This window comes from Acidithiobacillus sp. AC3 (assembly GCF_050261095.1).
In the GTDB taxonomy this organism is placed as follows: domain Bacteria; phylum Pseudomonadota; class Gammaproteobacteria; order Acidithiobacillales; family Acidithiobacillaceae; genus Igneacidithiobacillus; species Igneacidithiobacillus copahuensis.
Genome location: NZ_CP189838.1, coordinates 1,506,571 through 1,522,096 on the forward strand (window position 1 = coordinate 1,506,571; position 15,526 = coordinate 1,522,096).

Below are 15,526 nucleotides of genomic sequence, written 5' to 3' on the forward strand. Positions count from 1 at the left end.
GTAATGCGCATTATACCGAACGGTCGGTCAAACCCCTGGAGTCCCCGCCCATGTCCTCTTCCCTGCCCTCTTACCGGTTCCTGGCACTGCTGGTGCCTTTAGCTCTGGGGCTTTCCGCCTGTAGCTTTGAGCCGAAGCTGCGCGTGCCGCATACCCCCGGCGATCACATTCCCTATGCCGCTAAGGGCAATCCCAAAAATACGGTGTCTGCCACGGGTCCGGCGGGGTCCGCGCAGGAATTCGTCTATGGTAAGGCGCTCGACGAAGAGTGGTGGAAGCTTTTTCACTCCCAGAAAATCAACGAACTGGTGCAGACGGGCCTGAAGAACAGCCCGACGGTAGCGCAGGCTCAGGCGCAGTTGCGGCAGGCGCAAGCAGTAGAACGAGTGAACGCCAGTATCTTCTATCCCCAGGTCACCGGCAGCCTGCAAGCCACACGTGCCAAAGCATCGTCGGCGGCCTTTGGTGGCGGCAAGGGCGGGTTCCGCTATTCTCTCGTCACCGGCAGTCTTGGGGTTTCGTATTATCCCGATATCTTTGGTGTAAATCGTCTGGTCTACAGAAACAGTAAGGCTTTGGTCGACTATCAGCGCTGGGAACTAGAGGCTGCGCGTTTGACCTTGAGCGGCAACATTGTCACCACCGCCATCGATGCCGCAGCCACCCGGGCACAAATTGCCGCGACTCAGGAAATCATCGCGCGCGAGAAAAAACTACTGCAGTTGACCCAGCTGCAATATCAGGCTGGCGCGATCGACGACAACACCGTCGTAACCCAGGCCAGTCAACTCGCCAGCCAGGAGGCGAAACTGCCGCCCCTGCAGCAGCAGCTCACCGTCTATGATCATCAGTTGGCGACCTTGCTCGGCGAATTTCCCGGCGAGGCGAGGATTCCTGAACTGCAACTGGATCAGCTGACCCTGCCGGAAAAGATCCCGGTAAGCCTGCCCTCCACCTTACTCAAGCAACGCCCGGACATTCAGGCGGCACTGGCACAGATGAAGGCCGCCAATGCCACCGTCGGTGAAGCGAAGGCGCAGTTCTTTCCGACCGTGCAACTTAGCGCCGCCATTGGCTCCACCGCTGCCCACCCGGGGCTCTTTTTCGATCCAGTGAGCAGTATCTGGAGCCTGGTGGGCAGTCTCTCGCAACCGATTTTTGAGGGTGGCAAATTGCGCGCACAGGAGTCCGAGGCCAAGGCCGCCTACGAAGTCACCTTTCAGGAATATCGAACGACAGTTCTCGATGCCTTTGGTCAGGTGGCCAATGCCTTGCGCGCTCTGCAGCGCGATGCCGAAACCCTGCGCGCGCAGCAGACAGCACTCGATGCTGCGCGAAAATCCTTGCACCTGAGCGAGGTGAGCTATCGCAGCGGCGCCAGTGACTACCTCACCCTGTTGACCAGCGAGATCCAGTACAACAGCGCCCGAATTGCGGTGGTGCAGGCAGAGTCGCAACGGTATCAGGACACCGCCGCTTTGCTCGTCGCCATCGGTGGCGGCTGGTGGCACGAGCCCGGCAAAGGGGCACCCGAGCTGCAGAAAGTTTCCATTCCCCCGGTAAAACCCTCCGGAGATCCACAATGAAAAAAGCATACGCTATCGTCATCATCGGACTGGTCCTTCTTTTTGGTGGCATCTTCGGCTTCAAGGCCTTTGTCAATCAGATGATTGCCAAGGCCATCGCCAACGCACCGAAGCCGGTATCTTCCGTTTCTGCGACCAAGGTGCAGGAACGGGAGTGGCATCCCGAACTGCAGGCCGTTGCCTCCCTCAATGCCATACAAGGCACAGAGTTGAGCACACAGATTGCTGGCAACGTCACTGCCATCCATTTTCATTCCGGCTCCATGGTACAGGCGGGGCAGCTTCTGGTGCAGATCGACAACAGCAACCAGCTGGCGCAACTGCGGGTGGACCGCGCCAATCTGCATCTGGCGGAGGTCAACCTCAAGCGCACGCAAACTTTGATTGCCGACAAGGCGGCAAGCCAGGCACAACTCGATCAGGCGCAGGCGACCTACGCCGTCGACCAGGCTACCCTGCAGAATGACGAAGCGACCTTACACAAGCTCGCCATCACCGCACCCTTCAGCGGTCATATCGGAATTCGCAAGGTGAATGTGGGTCAGTATGTGACGCCAGGTACCGCCATTGCCGATTTGCAGAGCTGGGATCCGCTCTACGTCGACTTTACGCTGCCGCAGAGCGATCTCCCGGAACTGCAGGTCGGGACGCCGGTACAATTTCGCTCGGACGCCACCGGCGACCAGACATTTACCGGCAAGATCACCGCGCTGGGTTCCGCTATCAACGCGCAGACGCGGCAAGTAGAGGTTCAGGCAACCCTGAACAATCCCAAGGCTGTCCTGCGTCCGGGAATGTTCGGCAACGTCACGGTGGTCCGCAATGTGACCCAGAAGGTATTGACGGTACCGGTGGCGGCCATTACGTACAATACCTACGGCAACTTTGTCTATCTCATCGAAAATAAAACGGTAGATGGAAAGAAAACGCAGGTCGCCGTGCAGCACGTGGTACAAACGGGCGAAGAGCGCGATGGTCAGGTCGCGATCAGCAAGGGCCTGAAGGCCGGCGAGCTGGTTGTCACCGCCGGACAGGTCAAATTGACGAACGGTGCGCTGGTTAGCGTCGCCGCGGCACACTGAGGCCCTCTTATGCGATTTACGGAAATTTTCGTACGCCGGCCGGTAATGGCCACGGCACTGAATCTGGTGATTTTTCTGCTGGGCCTGCACGCCTTTCTGATGATGACGGTGCGGCAATATCCGGCTTTGACCAACACCGTGGTCACTATCACCACGGCCTACCCCGGCGCCAGCCCATCCACGGTGCAGGGTTTTGTGACCACGCGTCTGGAAAAGGTGATCGCCAGCGCGCCACATATCGATTATCTCACCTCGAATAGTTCCGAGGGCACATCGACCATTACCGTCTATATGCAGCTCGGCACCGAGCCAAGCTCTGCCTTGGCCAATATTCAGGCCAAGGTACAGCAGGTGACGGACCAGTTACCGACGGGCAGCCAGTTGCCGGTCATCAATGTTACCGTCGGCAGCACCACCGATCTGATGTACGTGGCCTTTTACAGCAAGACCCTGAACCAGCAGCAGATCACCGACTATCTGCTGCGCGTGGTACAGCCCCAGCTGGCTACCGTGTCGGGAGTCGGCCAGGCGCAGATCTTGCCGCCCGGCGCCGGTAACGGCAATACCTACGCCATGCGTATCTGGCTCAACCCGCAGAAGATGGCGGCCCTGGGGATCAGCGCCGCACAGGTATCGACGGCCCTGCAGGCGAATGACTTTATCTCTGCCGTCGGGCAGACGCGGGGCAAGACGGTCCAAAATACCATCGTTGCTACCACCAATCTGCATAATGTGCAGGAATTTGAAAACCTGGTCATTACCAAGTCTGGTGACACCCTGATTCGTCTCAAGGATGTTGCCAAGGTCGAATTGGGCGCGCAGGACTACACCTCCTATGCCTTCTTCGACGGCCGCCCTGCCGCCTTCATCGGCATTCAGGAATCGCCATCGGCGAATTCTCTGGATGTAGCGAGTGGTGTCAAGGCGGCACTGAAGAATATCGACAAAGGACTACCACCGGGTCTGCATGAGGCCATCCCCTATGATGCCAGCGTCTTCATCAAGGCCTCGCTGGATGAGGTGATGCTGACCATCGGCATTACCCTGGCGGTGGTGCTGCTGGTGATCTTCTTTACCCTGGGTTCCTGGCGCGCAGCGATCATCCCTGCCGTCGCCATTCCGCTGGCGATCATCGGCGCAGGTTTGATCATGTGGGGTCTCGGCTACTCCATCAACCTCATCACCCTGCTCGCCTTCGTGCTGGCCATTGGACTGGTGGTAGATGATGCCATCATCGTGGTCGAAAATGTCCACCGGCACATCGACGAGGGGAAGTCTCCTTTCGATGCGGCAATGCTCACGGGTCGCGAGCTCGGCTCTCCCATCGTCGTCATGTCCACGACGCTGATCGCGGTTTTCGCACCCATTGCCTTCATGGGCGGCCTCACCGGGAGTCTCTTTGGCGAGTTCGCCTTTACCCTGGTCGCAGCGGTGTTCATTTCGATGATTGTCGCTCTCACCCTGTCGCCGATGCTAGCGAGTAAAGTGCTGCGGCCTACCAAGGAACACGGCTTTGAGCATTTCATCGACCAGCGCTTCAGTGGCCTTTCCCGGTTCTACGATCGCCTCCTCCGAGGCAGCCTGAATTATGTTCCGGTGACGCTGCTCTTTGCTGCGGTGGTTTTCGCCAGTATCTATTTCCTGTTCACCACATCCAAATCGGAATTGGCACCGCAGGAAGATCAGGGGATCATCTTCAGCGCCGATACCGGCGGTCCCACAATCACGCCCAAAGAACTGGTGAAATACGGGAAACAGATACTCCACGTGTTCGACCAGTATCCGGAGAAGGCGGCAACCTTCATGGTTACCGGCATATCGACGGGCAGCGGTGCCGGCAGCAACAGCATGTTCGCTGGTATGCGCTTGACGCCCTGGAGTCAACGCAGCACTACGGCGATGCAGCTACAACCCAAGGTGCAGCAGGCGTTGCAGTCCGTTACCGGTCTGCAAACGGCCTCCTTCTTGCCACCGCCGTTGCCAGGCTCTGCCGGTGGTCTGCCGGTGCAGTTTGTCCTGCAGAGTCCCGGCAGTTACACCAAGCTCGACAAGGTGGCGGATCAAGTCGTCGGCGCGGCCTACCAAAGCGGATTGTTCTTTTATGTCATGAAGGATCTGCGCATCGACAACCCGGAAGTGGTGCTGAAGATCAACCGCAACCTTGCCGGTAACCTCGGCATCAGCATGGCGGCCATCGCCCAGGACCTGCAGCCGCTGCTCGGTGGCAACTACGTCAACCGCTTCGATATGGACGGGCGCAGTTACAAGGTCATCCCCCAGGTTCCGGACCGCTTTCGCGCCGATCCGGGCATGCTGAAGCATTACTACATCAGCACCGCCAGCGGTGCCCTGGTGCCACTGTCGACGGTGGTCAGCATTGAGACACGTACCGAACCACAGTTTCTGCCACAATTCGATCAGCTCAACGCGGCGACCATCCAGGCGATTCCCAAACCCGGCGTGAGCATGGGGCAGGCGCTTGGCTTCCTGCGCCAGGCAGCGGAAAAAGTGATGCCGAGCGACTATCAGGTGAACTACGCGAGCCAGTCCCGGCAGTACGAGCAGGAGAAAAGTGGGCTACTGGTCACCTTCCTGCTAGCCATTCTGTTGATCTATCTGTTGCTTTCGGCACAGTTCGAGAGCTTCCGCGATCCACTGATCGTGCTGATCACTGTGCCGATGTCGATCAGCGGTGCACTCATTTTCATCAGCTTGGGCTTCGGCTCTATCAACATCTACACCGAGGTGGGTCTGATCACCCTGATCGGTTTGATCGCCAAACAGGGCATCCTCATCGTGCAATTTGCCAACAGCATTCAGTTGCACGAAGGTCTCGACAAACGCGCGGCGGTTGAGAAGGCCTCCAGTATCCGTCTGCGCCCCATCCTGATGACGACGGCGGCGATGGTCCTCGGCGTGCTGCCGCTGGTGTTTGCGACTGGGCCCGGCGCGGTCTCGCGTTACCAGATGGGTCTGGTGATTTGTACCGGGCTAGCCATTGGTGCGCTTTTCTCGCTCTTTGTGGTGCCTGCCATGTATATGGCCTTGGCCAAGGACATCCGCAACAAGCGCGAGCAGCTTCTGGGAGAAAGCGCCAGCGAGTCCGTCTGAAAGAATGGCCAGCGGTGCCCATGATAGCGTCGCCTCGTGCGGCGCTTTTTTTGCGCGTTTCAAAAGATAATCCACCGGGTCCACGGGAAGGCCGTCGAGATCCCGTGAATATTTCATACCAGACAGCCCCCCCAAAACTCGAGATAGCGCGTTCGGTTGGTCGCCTGCGTTGGGCTAGACGAATCCTAGCCATGGGAACCTTCAAGGAGAGGGGGACGTTACTGGTTTCCAGCCGGTTACTACTGGTTCAGTCGGGGAGTGCCACAAATGGTAACTGGCGGAGAGAGAGGGATTCGAACCCTCGATGGAGTGTTTAGCCCCATACTCCCTTAGCAGGGGAGCGCCTTCAGCCTCTCGGCCATCTCTCCGACGCGCGGAGTGTACCGCGGAGTCATACTCTACGTCAAAAAATGGGGCCTGCGGCGCGCCGCCCGCCACAACCTGCCAGGCCTGGAAAAGGTCATGCGCAGAACTGATATCGCAATCTTTTGCTATTGCCCCCCAACGTCGGGACTCTGGGCCTGATCGGTGGGGAAATGCCGGCGCTGTTTGCCAGCGTCCTCTTCCCCAACCTGCTGCCGAGAGGCATTATTTTCTGTGTGACCGGGATTCTGCAGTGCCCCAGCGCCGCTCTCCTGGCTACCCTGCCATTGCTGATTTTCTTCCAACTGGTTCTGTCCGCTGTTCGTTTTACCAATGGATTCGCCCATCTGTACCGCACTCTGTTTTCGCAATGCTCGGGCAACCGGGCCTGTAGCCGACAATCCAGCAGCACCCGGCGTAGCGTTGGCAGAGGCACTCTCCGTCACAGCAGGAATGGACGCAGCGGCACCCGGGGTCGGCGCAGTCGCAGCAGAAGGTTTCGCGCTGAGCGCTGGCTTGGCGGCTGGCACAGCGTTGGCAAAGATCGCTTTGGGCGGCGGCGGATTGCGATACCCCATTTGATAGAGGGTGCGGAGCACCGCCTGCATCAAGGCCTGCGCACCGTCCCAATCGAGATGGACCTGATCGGCCACGAAATAGCCTGGATGACCGTCACTGATGTGGTCCCAATGCAGCAAGGTGATGTTCGGATACTTGGCAACAGCGCGATCGTACATACTGCGCACTTCGTTTTCCCACGGGCGCGGTACGGACGGGACAATCAACAGGATCTTGCGATTCCCCACTGTCTGCACAAAACTTTCCAGATCAGACCACTGAACATAGCCATTGCTGCCCAGCTCTACCACAACATAGGCAACCTTGGCGTAGGCTGGGTCCTGAAACATTTTCTGTAGCACCGGCTGTGCCCGGAAAAACGAGCGGCCCACCTGACCATCCAGAATCCCGTTTGGAACCATGTGAATCACGTACCCAGACCAACCCAACAGAATAGAATCGGTAATGAACAATACCTGCTTTTCGGGATAGGCCGGATTACTGCGCAGTTCTTGCCCATTATACAGAAAGCCCAGACCGGGATGAGGCTGCCACTGCATCAGATCGGCATTGCTTTCCAGGGCCTTGTTGGCCCGAGAATCTGCGTGTGCTTTAGCCTCGGCAGCCGAGAGGGTCTTGGCGCCCGTCAGTGCTTGCAGATCCCGTCCCATACTGGCTACCCGTTTTTCCAGATATTGCCGATAGAGAGCATCGTGCTGCGCTTGCGCTTGTAGACGCACCCCCTCCTGTCCCAGTCGACTGGCCTGCCACCAGCCTACACTCGCCAGCGCCAGCAAGACGAGCACCGACACGAAAGCTCCCCGGCCCACCCCATGCCGCACCTGCTTTTGAAAGGCCGCCTGCAATGGCAGTTCCAACAGCAGGTAGGACAGCACCGACAACAACAGCAGCAGAGAAAGCGAAAACAACGCCTGACTGGCAATAGAAGTCTGTGGGAAGTAGTAGTGGACCAAGGCAACGACTGGAACATTCCACAGATAGAGAGAATAGGACATCTCCCCGAGTTTACCCAAGACCAGCAGTTGCAGTCGTGGCAACCAGGCCGCGCGCGCGGCCGCCAGCAGGAAGGCCACACCAAGGGCGGTTGTGGCAAGGGAGAAATACACAAAATTCTCGTAGGGCGCCAAAACAAAGAGCGCCACCAGCAGCAGGATGGCGAGGATGCTCAAGGTATCGAAGCTGCTCCTTCCTGTCTCCCGCGGCCGGGCCCAGCCCAGTTCGGTCAATAACGCGCCGGCAAGATAGGGAAAAGCGTGGCTGGGAAGCACATAGGCGGCATTCAGACTACCCTGGCGCATCAGCCACCAGGCAGAGCCCAAACTTATACAAAAGAGCAACGTCAGAACTGTCCGGTACCACCACTTCCCTGGCAATAAGGAACGCAATAAAAAGTGCAGCAGATATAACTGACCCAATAGAGAAATGAACCACATTCCCAAAAACGGATGAGGATAACTGTACACCTGAAAATAGGGGATATGATGGAGGACCAAATAAAAGTTGTAGCCGAGAATGGCCGAGTACCAGACAGGCGCCCATCCGGTGAGCAGATGGGTCGACCAAAGCAGTACCGCCAGGATGGCGGTCACCACCAGCATAGGAACGAGAATACGGGAAAACCGCCGCGCAAAGAAATCCTTGCTACGCTGCGCCAAGGAATCCTGGCGCCCGCGGGCAAGAGATTTTTCGATCAGAAATCCTGACAATAGAAGGAAAACATCAACGCCCAGATAACCACCAGAGAACCAGGGGTAGTCAAAACTGATGGTGTCATGAATATGGAACGCGATGACCGCAAAAATGGCCAGAAATTTGAGATAATCAATATATGGCAGCACGCTTTTTTACCAGAAGAAAAAATTCAGTTATGCTTGTTGGCGATCACTTGTTGCAGGTCGGTGGCGATGGCGTGCACCATCACCTGGATCCCTATCCAGGTTGGGTGTACCCGATCCGTCCAGAAGTAGCTGGGATGGTTGCGGCTGAGCAAGTCCCAGCGCACCAGATGGACATTGGGGTGGGTAGCCGCGGTCTGGAGGTAAAGGTCCTGCACCTCGTGCTCCCATGATCGGGGCATTTCCGGCATTACGAGCAACACCTGACGGTCGCCGACCAGCTGCAAAAAGGTCTGCATATCCTGCGGCGAAACCTCGCCGTTGGTCCCCAATTCAACCACCACATAACCCACCTTGTGAGTCATCCCATTTTCCTGCAGCGTTCGCCAGATGGGTATGGCCGAGGAAAATTGTCGGCCGACCCGGCCATCGAGAAAAGCATTGGGAAATACATGCGCAAAATAGCCGGACCACCCAGTCAGGATGCTATCCCCAATGATGATCACACCAGTGGGGCCTAGGCTGGGAAAACGGATGACCGAGTGGGCGTCGAGCACATAACCAGGATTCGGGCTTTGGCGAAAATCCTTGCGGGCATCTATGATGGCCATGCGATCCAGATAGCGATCACTGGGCGAGGCCGTCGCCTTGGGCGCTGAGGTAGCGGGAAGCGTTGGCACCACGGGCTGGGGCGCAGGTGTCTGGGGAAGCGACTGCGCGCACGAGGTCACGGAAAGAATCGCAGCGCCAAGCAGCAGGCGCGCCCAGATGTAAGGTTTCATAAGATGCAATGCTCACCCCTCTCCCGCAATTCCCGGCGCGGCTCCAGAAATAGGGCGCCTCCCTTCCGGGCGGATGGTAGCAAAGGAAGGGCGAAAGTGCCTAGCGAGATGCGCCTTGCCTAGCTTACAATGAAAGCAGGCGCCCATAGCTCAATCGGATAGAGCAACGGCCTTCTAAGCCGTAGGTTGGGGGTTCGATTCCCTCTGGGCGCGCCATAAAAATCAACAAGTTAAGCAACATTCCAGACCATCAAAACCCCGTCATGGGGCACTCTTGGGACACTAAGCCGCAAACCGTGGGCACTCACCGGCACCCAATCCGCACCCTTTAGCCTTCCCTTTGGCGTCACCGAGACAACCGCCCGGCCTGTGGATAAGTGCCCCATTTTTTCCCGCGCTGCCCCATGAGTGTCCCATGCCTCATTATGGCGGAATATATTCCCTGATAATTCATTGCCTTGTGTTGCGTATGCTTTGGCTTATTAAGCCCTTGTTGCGCTTTTTTGCCGTGAATGTATAATAAAAAACAGGCCGGGGGGTGTAATCAGCACCCGCCCGACCCTACCACCGCAAAGCCTAAGCAGGAGGCCGCAATGGATACCCTCAGTTTACCGCATACAGCGCCAGCCCTCACCCCTTGGAGGGCGTAACCATGGCCGCCATCGAGAAACGCACCGCCAGCGACGGCACCACGTCCTACCGGGTGAAGGTCAGACTACGGGGGCAGCCTGTCCAGTCCGCCACGTTCGCCAGTCTGACCAAGGCCAAGCAATGGGCCACCCAGACCGAAAGCGCCATAAGGGAAGGTCGGCACTTCAAAACGTCCGAGGCCAAACGTCACACGCTGGCGGATGCCATTGAGCGTTACGAACGGGAGAAGTTGCAAGGTATGCGGGCCAAGGATGCCCGGAAACAGCACCTTGATTACTGGAAGGCCGAACTAGGCACCCTGTCGCTTGCGGACGTGACGCCAGCCGTCATCAAAGAGCGCATGACGCGCCTTGCCGATGAGCCAAGCGAGCGCACCGGGCGCAATCGGTCAGCGTCCACCCTGAACCACTACCGGCAGGCCTTGGCGTCCGTCATGACTGAGGCCGTAAAAGATTGGGAATGGCTGGAAGCATCGCCTATGGTCAAGGTCGGCAAGAAAGCAGAGCCACGGGGCCGCGTGCGCTACCTGTCAGATGATGAGCGCGAACGCCTTCTATCCGCCTGCAAAGCGTCCGCCAACGATGACTTATATCTTGCCGTGCTGCTGGCCCTGACCACTGGCGGCAGACAGGCTGAAACAATGGGCGCGACATGGGCGCAAATTGATTTGAACCGCGCCACCTTGCAGCTTGAAGAAACCAAGAACGGCAGCCGCCGCGCCTTGCACCTTACCGCACCAGTGCTGGCGCTGTTACAGGAACGGGCCAAGGTGCGCCGGATTGATTCAGTCCTGCTGTTCCCTTCCCGCGTGAATCCTAAGCAGCCCGTGGACTTGCGCCAGCCGTGGGAAAAGGCACTAAAGACGGCAGGCATTGAGGGCTTCCACTGGCACGATTTGCGGCATACTTTCGCCAGCTATGCCGCCATGAATGGGGCCAGCCTTCCAGAACTGGCGGCACTGTTGGGACATAAAACGCTGGCAATGGTGCAGAGATACGCGCATTTAAGCCCAGCCCATACCGCGTCACTGGCGGAACGGGTGGCCGCCCGTATGGTGGGCGGGGGTGCAGCATGACGCGTAAACTCACCCAAGAGCAGGCCGAAGCCTTAGCCATTGCCGAAAAATGGGATAAGGTTCTATCCGAAGAAATCGCCGCCGCCACCATCGAGCCATATTACCCCACAGAAGCCGAACGGGAACGGTTCGCCCTTGAGTTCGAGAAGGCGCATGATGATGGAGAAATACCTGACAAGGATTTTGCCCGCGCACGCATTGAAGCGGCACTTAACCGCTGGGGTGTTGAAGCATGGGAAGCGGCAGGCAGGCCCGAACCCGTGCCCGGTAACATCATGGACGGCAGGCCGCCAATAAAAAGCGTGGGCGTGGAAGTCATAGACAAGGCGTTAGCCTTAACCTGCAAGCCCGCGCATGTATTCCTGAGTACCGTTTCCTATCTGCTGAACGAGCGCGACGACGCCCTAGAGATTGCCGAGCGCCGGGCCAAGGATTGCGATAAGGCCGCCCGGCTACTCAGGGAAGCCGCCGCGTTGCTCAGGGGAGCCGATAACGAACCGCTGGCCCGTAACGTGGAAGCCTTGGCACCGTGGGCAGAGCGTGGCAAGTATGGGCGTGTGTATCCCGCCGGGCTGTCCGGGCGGTACATGCACGCAAGCCAGCACGGGGATGCGTTATCTGCTGCGTTTGCAGGGAAGCGTGGCACGCGCAGCCGTAAAGCGGCCATTGTTCGCGCCTTGGCGGGGTGTTTCACCATAGACGGGCCTTTTGTTGAAGCAGGGGGATTTACCATCATCGCCAGAATAGCCAATCTCTGCGAGCTGGGCACTACGCCTGCATTTGTCCGCTCAGTGATGGAACAGGCAAAGCGCACGGCAGAACCAAAGCCGGAGCCGCGACGGGATAGCGGCATAATCGGGCTATTGTCCAAGCCTAAAATATAATCGCCCTTTTTACCCACTAAATATTTTAGCCCCTTAAATGGGGCTTTTCCGTTTATAGGTTGCTGTTTTTTATGCTCCACACATCGCCGCAACAACGCGGCATTGTGGAGATGCAAGAAATGACGAACGCAAACGAAACCCCGCAATATGTAACCGTAAAGCAGTTCACCGAAAAGCACCCCGCTTTTACCACTGGTGGCCTACGCTCTGCCATTTTCTGGAAAGGTGACGAGCTGGAAGCAGCCGGAGCCATTGCCCGGCTGGGCCGCCGCGTCCTGATAAATGAGCCTGTATTCTTGCGATTCGTTCAGGATGGCGGATTGAAGAGCGTCCGGGGTGCAGCATGAACCGCCGCAAGCCAGCGCCGGAGCAGCCGGACCTATTGGCAGATGTTACCCGCCTCTCCCGATTCCCTCAGCACAAACAGCGCCAGCCCGTGCAATTTCAAGGAACCGACAACCCGCGTGCATTGCGTCTGCTGCGGGCACTACTGAAACAGCCTTTAACCCGTGAGTCTGCGGACACCATAACAGGCGCGAGCAATGGCCCAGAAGAAGTCCGCAAGCTGCGGGAGCAAGGGCTAGAGCTTCCCTGTTACCGATTGGGGGTTCACGACATGGACGGACTCTGGACTTACCGTGGGCTTTACGCTCTGAGCTACCGGGATAAACGGCAAGTATCTCGCGCCCTGTATTCTGGGAAGGGTGGCCCGGCAGCCACCCAAGGCGCTACAAGCAAGCAGGCAACCACCCAAGAGCAGGGGGGAAACCATGCAGAAGCATAGCACATACAAGCAGATACGCCACAACCTAGCCCGCATGTTCTGGAGCCTGCGGAAGCTGCGCCGGGCTATGGGGGTGCAACATGGCAAATAACCCCATTGCAGCCTTTCGTGAAGCCTTGGCGTCTGCTGGTGTAATCCTTCACCCGTCCGAAACAATCCGCGCTGATGGTGTCTTGCATCGCGCCAGAAGTGCCGACGATAGGCCCGGTAAAGTGTCCTGCTGGTATCGTTTGCACCTTGACGCGCCCATTGCTGGCGCTGGTGGAGACTGGCGGACGGGCATATCAACCCGCTGGTGCAGCAAGAGAGAATCGGCACTCACCGCCAAAGAACGCGCCGAACTCGCCGCCCGTATCCTGCGGGAGCGTGCCGAGGCTCAGGCCGAACAAGAAGCCCGTCACCGTGACGCGGCAGCCCGTGCCCTTCGCGTATGGAATGACTCAGCACCAGCGAAACCGAACCACCCCTATCTGCTGAAAAAAGGTATTGCGCCAGGTATTGCCCGCCAGTCCGGGCCTGCATTGGTTCTGCCTGTTCAGGACTACGCCGGGAAACTTTGGGGCTTGCAATTCATCGCACCGGACGGCAGCAAACGCTTTCTATCCGGTATGAAAAAATCAGGCTGTTTTATCCGAACCGCTGACATGCCCTCACCTGATACCCGGCTAATAATTGCCGAAGGCTGGGCAACTAGCCAAACCTTGGCGGCACTCAGTCCGGGGGCTTGCGTTATCGCTGGGCTGGATGCAGGCAATTTGCAGGCCGTGGCAACCGAAGCCCGCCGCCTGTTCCCTGCGCTGGATATGGTAATTGCTGCGGACTTGGGCGAAGTCGGTTTATCCAAAGCCAAGGCCGCTGCTATTGCAGCCCGTGCCCGTTGGATATGGCCCAGACTACCCGCTGATGCCCCTGCATGGGTAAACGATTTTAACGATTGGCACACTTGGCGGAAATCTCAGCGGCAGGGGGTGGCGTCATGAGCTGGGCTGACGAATTGCCACCGCTGGACGCATACGCTGACGACTTCGAGCAGCCAGCGCCGCACCTGTCCGTTGTGCCCGCGTCCGAGCTTGGCGCTGGCGCTGACGACTTGCCAGAGCCAGTCCCGACCTTGGACTTTCCAAGAGTCAGTATCAGCGACATTTACAGCGCACCCAGCCCGGAGCCTGCCTTTATCTGGGCCGGGCGCATACCGCGCGGGCACGTCACCCTGTTGGGTGCTCATGGTGGCGTGGGTAAAAGTATGCTTGCGCTGCAACTCGCCGTTGCCGCCTGCCTTGGCGCTGACTTTCTGGGAGCGTCCACCGAGCAGGGCCGCGTGCTTTTCTACTCTGCTGAAGATGGGGCGGCAGTGCTCCGCCATAGGCTGGGCTTCATTGCCGCGCACTTCAACGCCAGCCCCCGCATGTTGGCAGAACGCCTTGTAATTCTGGACGCCACAGACGAACCCGCCCTATATCGGGAAGCCTCCGCCTTCGGTATCAAAACAGGAGAGGGCACGCCGGGATTTTCCAGACTGGCGGAAATCATCGCGGAGGTTCAGCCCGACTTGATTATCGTGGATAACGCATCCGATGTTTTCGAGGCCAGCGAAAACGACCGGGCAGCCGTCCGGGGCTTTATGCGCTCTCTGCGCTCTCTGTTCCCAGATGAAGGCGCACCACCTGCAATGCTGTTGCTGGCGCATATCCAGAAGGCGGCAGTAGGGGCCGGACGCGGGGCCGAGTCTTACAGCGGCAGCACCGCATGGCATAACAGCGCCAGAAGTCGCCTTGCCCTCACCGCCGATAGGGACGACCCGGCACGCCTCACCCTCTCGCATGACAAGCTGAACCTTGGCCCAAGGACTGCGGAGCCGTTGCGCCTCGTGCGAACCATGACAGGCCTGCTAACCATCGACGAAAGCACCCACGACGCGGCAGGTGAACCAAACGAGCCGCCAGTGGATAGCTTGCTCAAGGTGCTGGCGGATTTTGTGGAGCGTGGGGAGCGGGTATCCACCGAAGCGAACTCACCCCGTACTAACGCATGGGCCATGCTCCGACCTGAGCCGCAATTCCCTAAGCGTGCCTTTCCGGTCGCCGGGGCCTTGTTCGCTACTATCCGCCAACTGGAACGAGACGGGCTTATCGAGCGGGAGCAATACCGGAATCAGTCACGAAAGGACCGCACCGCGTGGACTCTCTCCGCCAAGGGATGGGAGCGAATCGGCAAGACTGCGCCAAGTGCGCCAAGTGCGCCAACTCAGGAAGTAGGAACAGTAGACGCAGAAGTTAGCACGGCGCTTGCGCCAAGTGCGCCAACTTCCGGCGCTAAGGAGTGTGAGGGGGGCGGAGCGCACACACTTGGCGCAAATGAAGGCGCACCCGGCACCTGTCCACGTTGCGATGGTGAAGGCTGTTCATTCTGTCAGCCCAAGGAGGCCATCAAGTGAAAACCGAGCGCACCATGATTTTGTGGGACCACTCAGAAGCCAGGGGCGTGCATAACGTCCTCATGGTGGAACGTACAGGCGACGGGCTGAGATACCCACAGCGATATTCAGACGGGGCAGTTTTTGCCGACTGGAAGGAGCGCGGCAGCCTAGCCGTGGTTTTCGGTCAGATGTTGGCCCATGGGTTCAAGTCACCCGCCGCTATGGTGGAAGCCCTTGAGCAGTTCGCCGCCGTCGAGGACTGCGGGCCGTGGGCAACTGACCTGATAGACGGGCTTCGGGCATGGGGGCAGCCATGACAGCGCCAGACGGTCGGAGCCGTACCAATGCCACCCCAGCGGAGAAAATGCAGCACGGGGC

General features: G+C 58.5%; 11 protein-coding genes and 2 tRNA genes. 10 read left to right on the forward strand and 3 right to left on the reverse strand.

The window, feature by feature from the left end:
• Nucleotides 1-50: 50 nt before the first annotated feature.
• Genes ACQAYK_RS07585 through ACQAYK_RS07595 form a run of 3 tightly spaced genes read left to right on the forward strand, consistent with a single transcriptional unit; the run spans nucleotide 51 to nucleotide 5,779 of the window.
• On the forward strand, nucleotides 51-1,586 hold the full coding sequence (locus ACQAYK_RS07585; RefSeq protein WP_215872822.1) for an efflux transporter outer membrane subunit: 1,536 nt from the start codon (nucleotides 51-53) through the stop codon (nucleotides 1,584-1,586).
• Complete coding sequence (locus ACQAYK_RS07590) at nucleotides 1,583-2,668, forward strand: efflux RND transporter periplasmic adaptor subunit (RefSeq protein ID WP_255789464.1); 1,086 nt, start codon at nucleotides 1,583-1,585, stop codon at nucleotides 2,666-2,668. Before ACQAYK_RS07585 ends, ACQAYK_RS07590 begins: the two co-directional genes overlap by 4 nt.
• 9 nt (nucleotides 2,669-2,677) lie before the next feature.
• The gene (locus ACQAYK_RS07595; RefSeq protein ID WP_255789466.1) at nucleotides 2,678-5,779 is read left to right on the forward strand and encodes an efflux RND transporter permease subunit; all 3,102 of its coding nucleotides are present in this window, start codon (nucleotides 2,678-2,680) and stop codon (nucleotides 5,777-5,779) included.
• A gap of 275 nt (nucleotides 5,780-6,054) precedes the next feature.
• Here ACQAYK_RS07595 and ACQAYK_RS07600 read toward each other — a convergent pair.
• From ACQAYK_RS07600 to ACQAYK_RS07610, 3 genes are all read right to left on the reverse strand, one after another.
• Nucleotides 6,055-6,147, reverse strand: a tRNA-Ser gene (locus ACQAYK_RS07600).
• 123 nt (nucleotides 6,148-6,270) lie between these two features.
• Nucleotides 6,271-8,559 carry an acyltransferase family protein gene (locus tag ACQAYK_RS07605; protein ID WP_255789467.1) on the reverse strand — a complete coding sequence of 763 codons (2,289 nt, stop codon included), beginning with the start codon at nucleotides 8,557-8,559 and terminating at the stop codon, nucleotides 6,271-6,273.
• A gap of 23 nt (nucleotides 8,560-8,582) precedes the next feature.
• Nucleotides 8,583-9,338: an SGNH/GDSL hydrolase family protein gene (locus ACQAYK_RS07610; protein WP_215872826.1), complete on the reverse strand. Its 756-nt coding sequence runs from the start codon at nucleotides 9,336-9,338 to the stop codon at nucleotides 8,583-8,585.
• A 139-nt stretch (nucleotides 9,339-9,477) separates the two neighbouring features.
• On the opposite strand from ACQAYK_RS07610, the gene ACQAYK_RS07615 reads away from it, so the two are divergent.
• From ACQAYK_RS07615 to ACQAYK_RS07645, 7 genes are all read left to right on the forward strand, one after another.
• A tRNA-Arg gene (locus ACQAYK_RS07615) sits at nucleotides 9,478-9,554 on the forward strand.
• A gap of 436 nt (nucleotides 9,555-9,990) precedes the next feature.
• Nucleotides 9,991-11,064 carry a tyrosine-type recombinase/integrase gene (locus ACQAYK_RS07620; protein WP_483167387.1) on the forward strand — a complete coding sequence of 358 codons (1,074 nt, stop codon included), beginning with the start codon at nucleotides 9,991-9,993 and terminating at the stop codon, nucleotides 11,062-11,064.
• A complete protein-coding gene (locus tag ACQAYK_RS07625) occupies nucleotides 11,061-11,948 on the forward strand; it encodes a hypothetical protein (RefSeq protein WP_483167388.1) in 888 nt (295 codons plus the stop codon). Before ACQAYK_RS07620 ends, ACQAYK_RS07625 begins: the two co-directional genes overlap by 4 nt.
• Nucleotides 11,949-12,058: 110 nt before the next feature.
• Nucleotides 12,059-12,295 carry a hypothetical protein gene (locus tag ACQAYK_RS07630; RefSeq protein WP_483167389.1) on the forward strand — a complete coding sequence of 79 codons (237 nt, stop codon included), beginning with the start codon at nucleotides 12,059-12,061 and terminating at the stop codon, nucleotides 12,293-12,295.
• Nucleotides 12,296-12,812: 517 nt separating this feature from the next.
• Nucleotides 12,813-13,712, forward strand: a complete 900-nt coding sequence (locus ACQAYK_RS07635) for a toprim domain-containing protein (protein WP_483167390.1) — start codon at nucleotides 12,813-12,815, stop codon at nucleotides 13,710-13,712.
• Nucleotides 13,709-15,166 (forward strand): AAA family ATPase, encoded by a 1,458-nt coding sequence (locus tag ACQAYK_RS07640; protein WP_483167391.1) that lies wholly within the window; start codon nucleotides 13,709-13,711, stop codon nucleotides 15,164-15,166. The genes ACQAYK_RS07635 and ACQAYK_RS07640 overlap by 4 nt, the downstream gene beginning before the upstream one ends.
• The gene (locus ACQAYK_RS07645) at nucleotides 15,163-15,465 is read left to right on the forward strand and encodes a hypothetical protein (RefSeq protein WP_483167392.1); all 303 of its coding nucleotides are present in this window, start codon (nucleotides 15,163-15,165) and stop codon (nucleotides 15,463-15,465) included. Before ACQAYK_RS07640 ends, ACQAYK_RS07645 begins: the two co-directional genes overlap by 4 nt.
• Nucleotides 15,466-15,526 lie beyond the last annotated feature (61 nt).

Excerpts from the sequence above, each read along its gene's own strand:
- ACQAYK_RS07590 (WP_255789464.1), top strand. The coding sequence starts at position 1,583 with ATGAAAAAAGCATACGCTATCGTCATCATCGGACTGGTCCTTCTTTTT.
- ACQAYK_RS07640 (WP_483167391.1), top strand. The coding sequence starts at position 13,709 with ATGAGCTGGGCTGACGAATTGCCACCGCTGGACGCATACGCTGACGAC.
- ACQAYK_RS07585 (WP_215872822.1), top strand. The coding sequence starts at position 51 with ATGTCCTCTTCCCTGCCCTCTTACCGGTTCCTGGCACTGCTGGTGCCT.
- ACQAYK_RS07610 (WP_215872826.1), bottom strand. The coding sequence starts at position 9,338 with ATGAAACCTTACATCTGGGCGCGCCTGCTGCTTGGCGCTGCGATTCTT.
- ACQAYK_RS07630 (WP_483167389.1), top strand. The coding sequence starts at position 12,059 with ATGCAAGAAATGACGAACGCAAACGAAACCCCGCAATATGTAACCGTA.
- ACQAYK_RS07620 (WP_483167387.1), top strand. The coding sequence starts at position 9,991 with ATGGCCGCCATCGAGAAACGCACCGCCAGCGACGGCACCACGTCCTAC.
- ACQAYK_RS07625 (WP_483167388.1), top strand. The coding sequence starts at position 11,061 with ATGACGCGTAAACTCACCCAAGAGCAGGCCGAAGCCTTAGCCATTGCC.
- ACQAYK_RS07635 (WP_483167390.1), top strand. The coding sequence starts at position 12,813 with ATGGCAAATAACCCCATTGCAGCCTTTCGTGAAGCCTTGGCGTCTGCT.
- ACQAYK_RS07595 (WP_255789466.1), top strand. The coding sequence starts at position 2,678 with ATGCGATTTACGGAAATTTTCGTACGCCGGCCGGTAATGGCCACGGCA.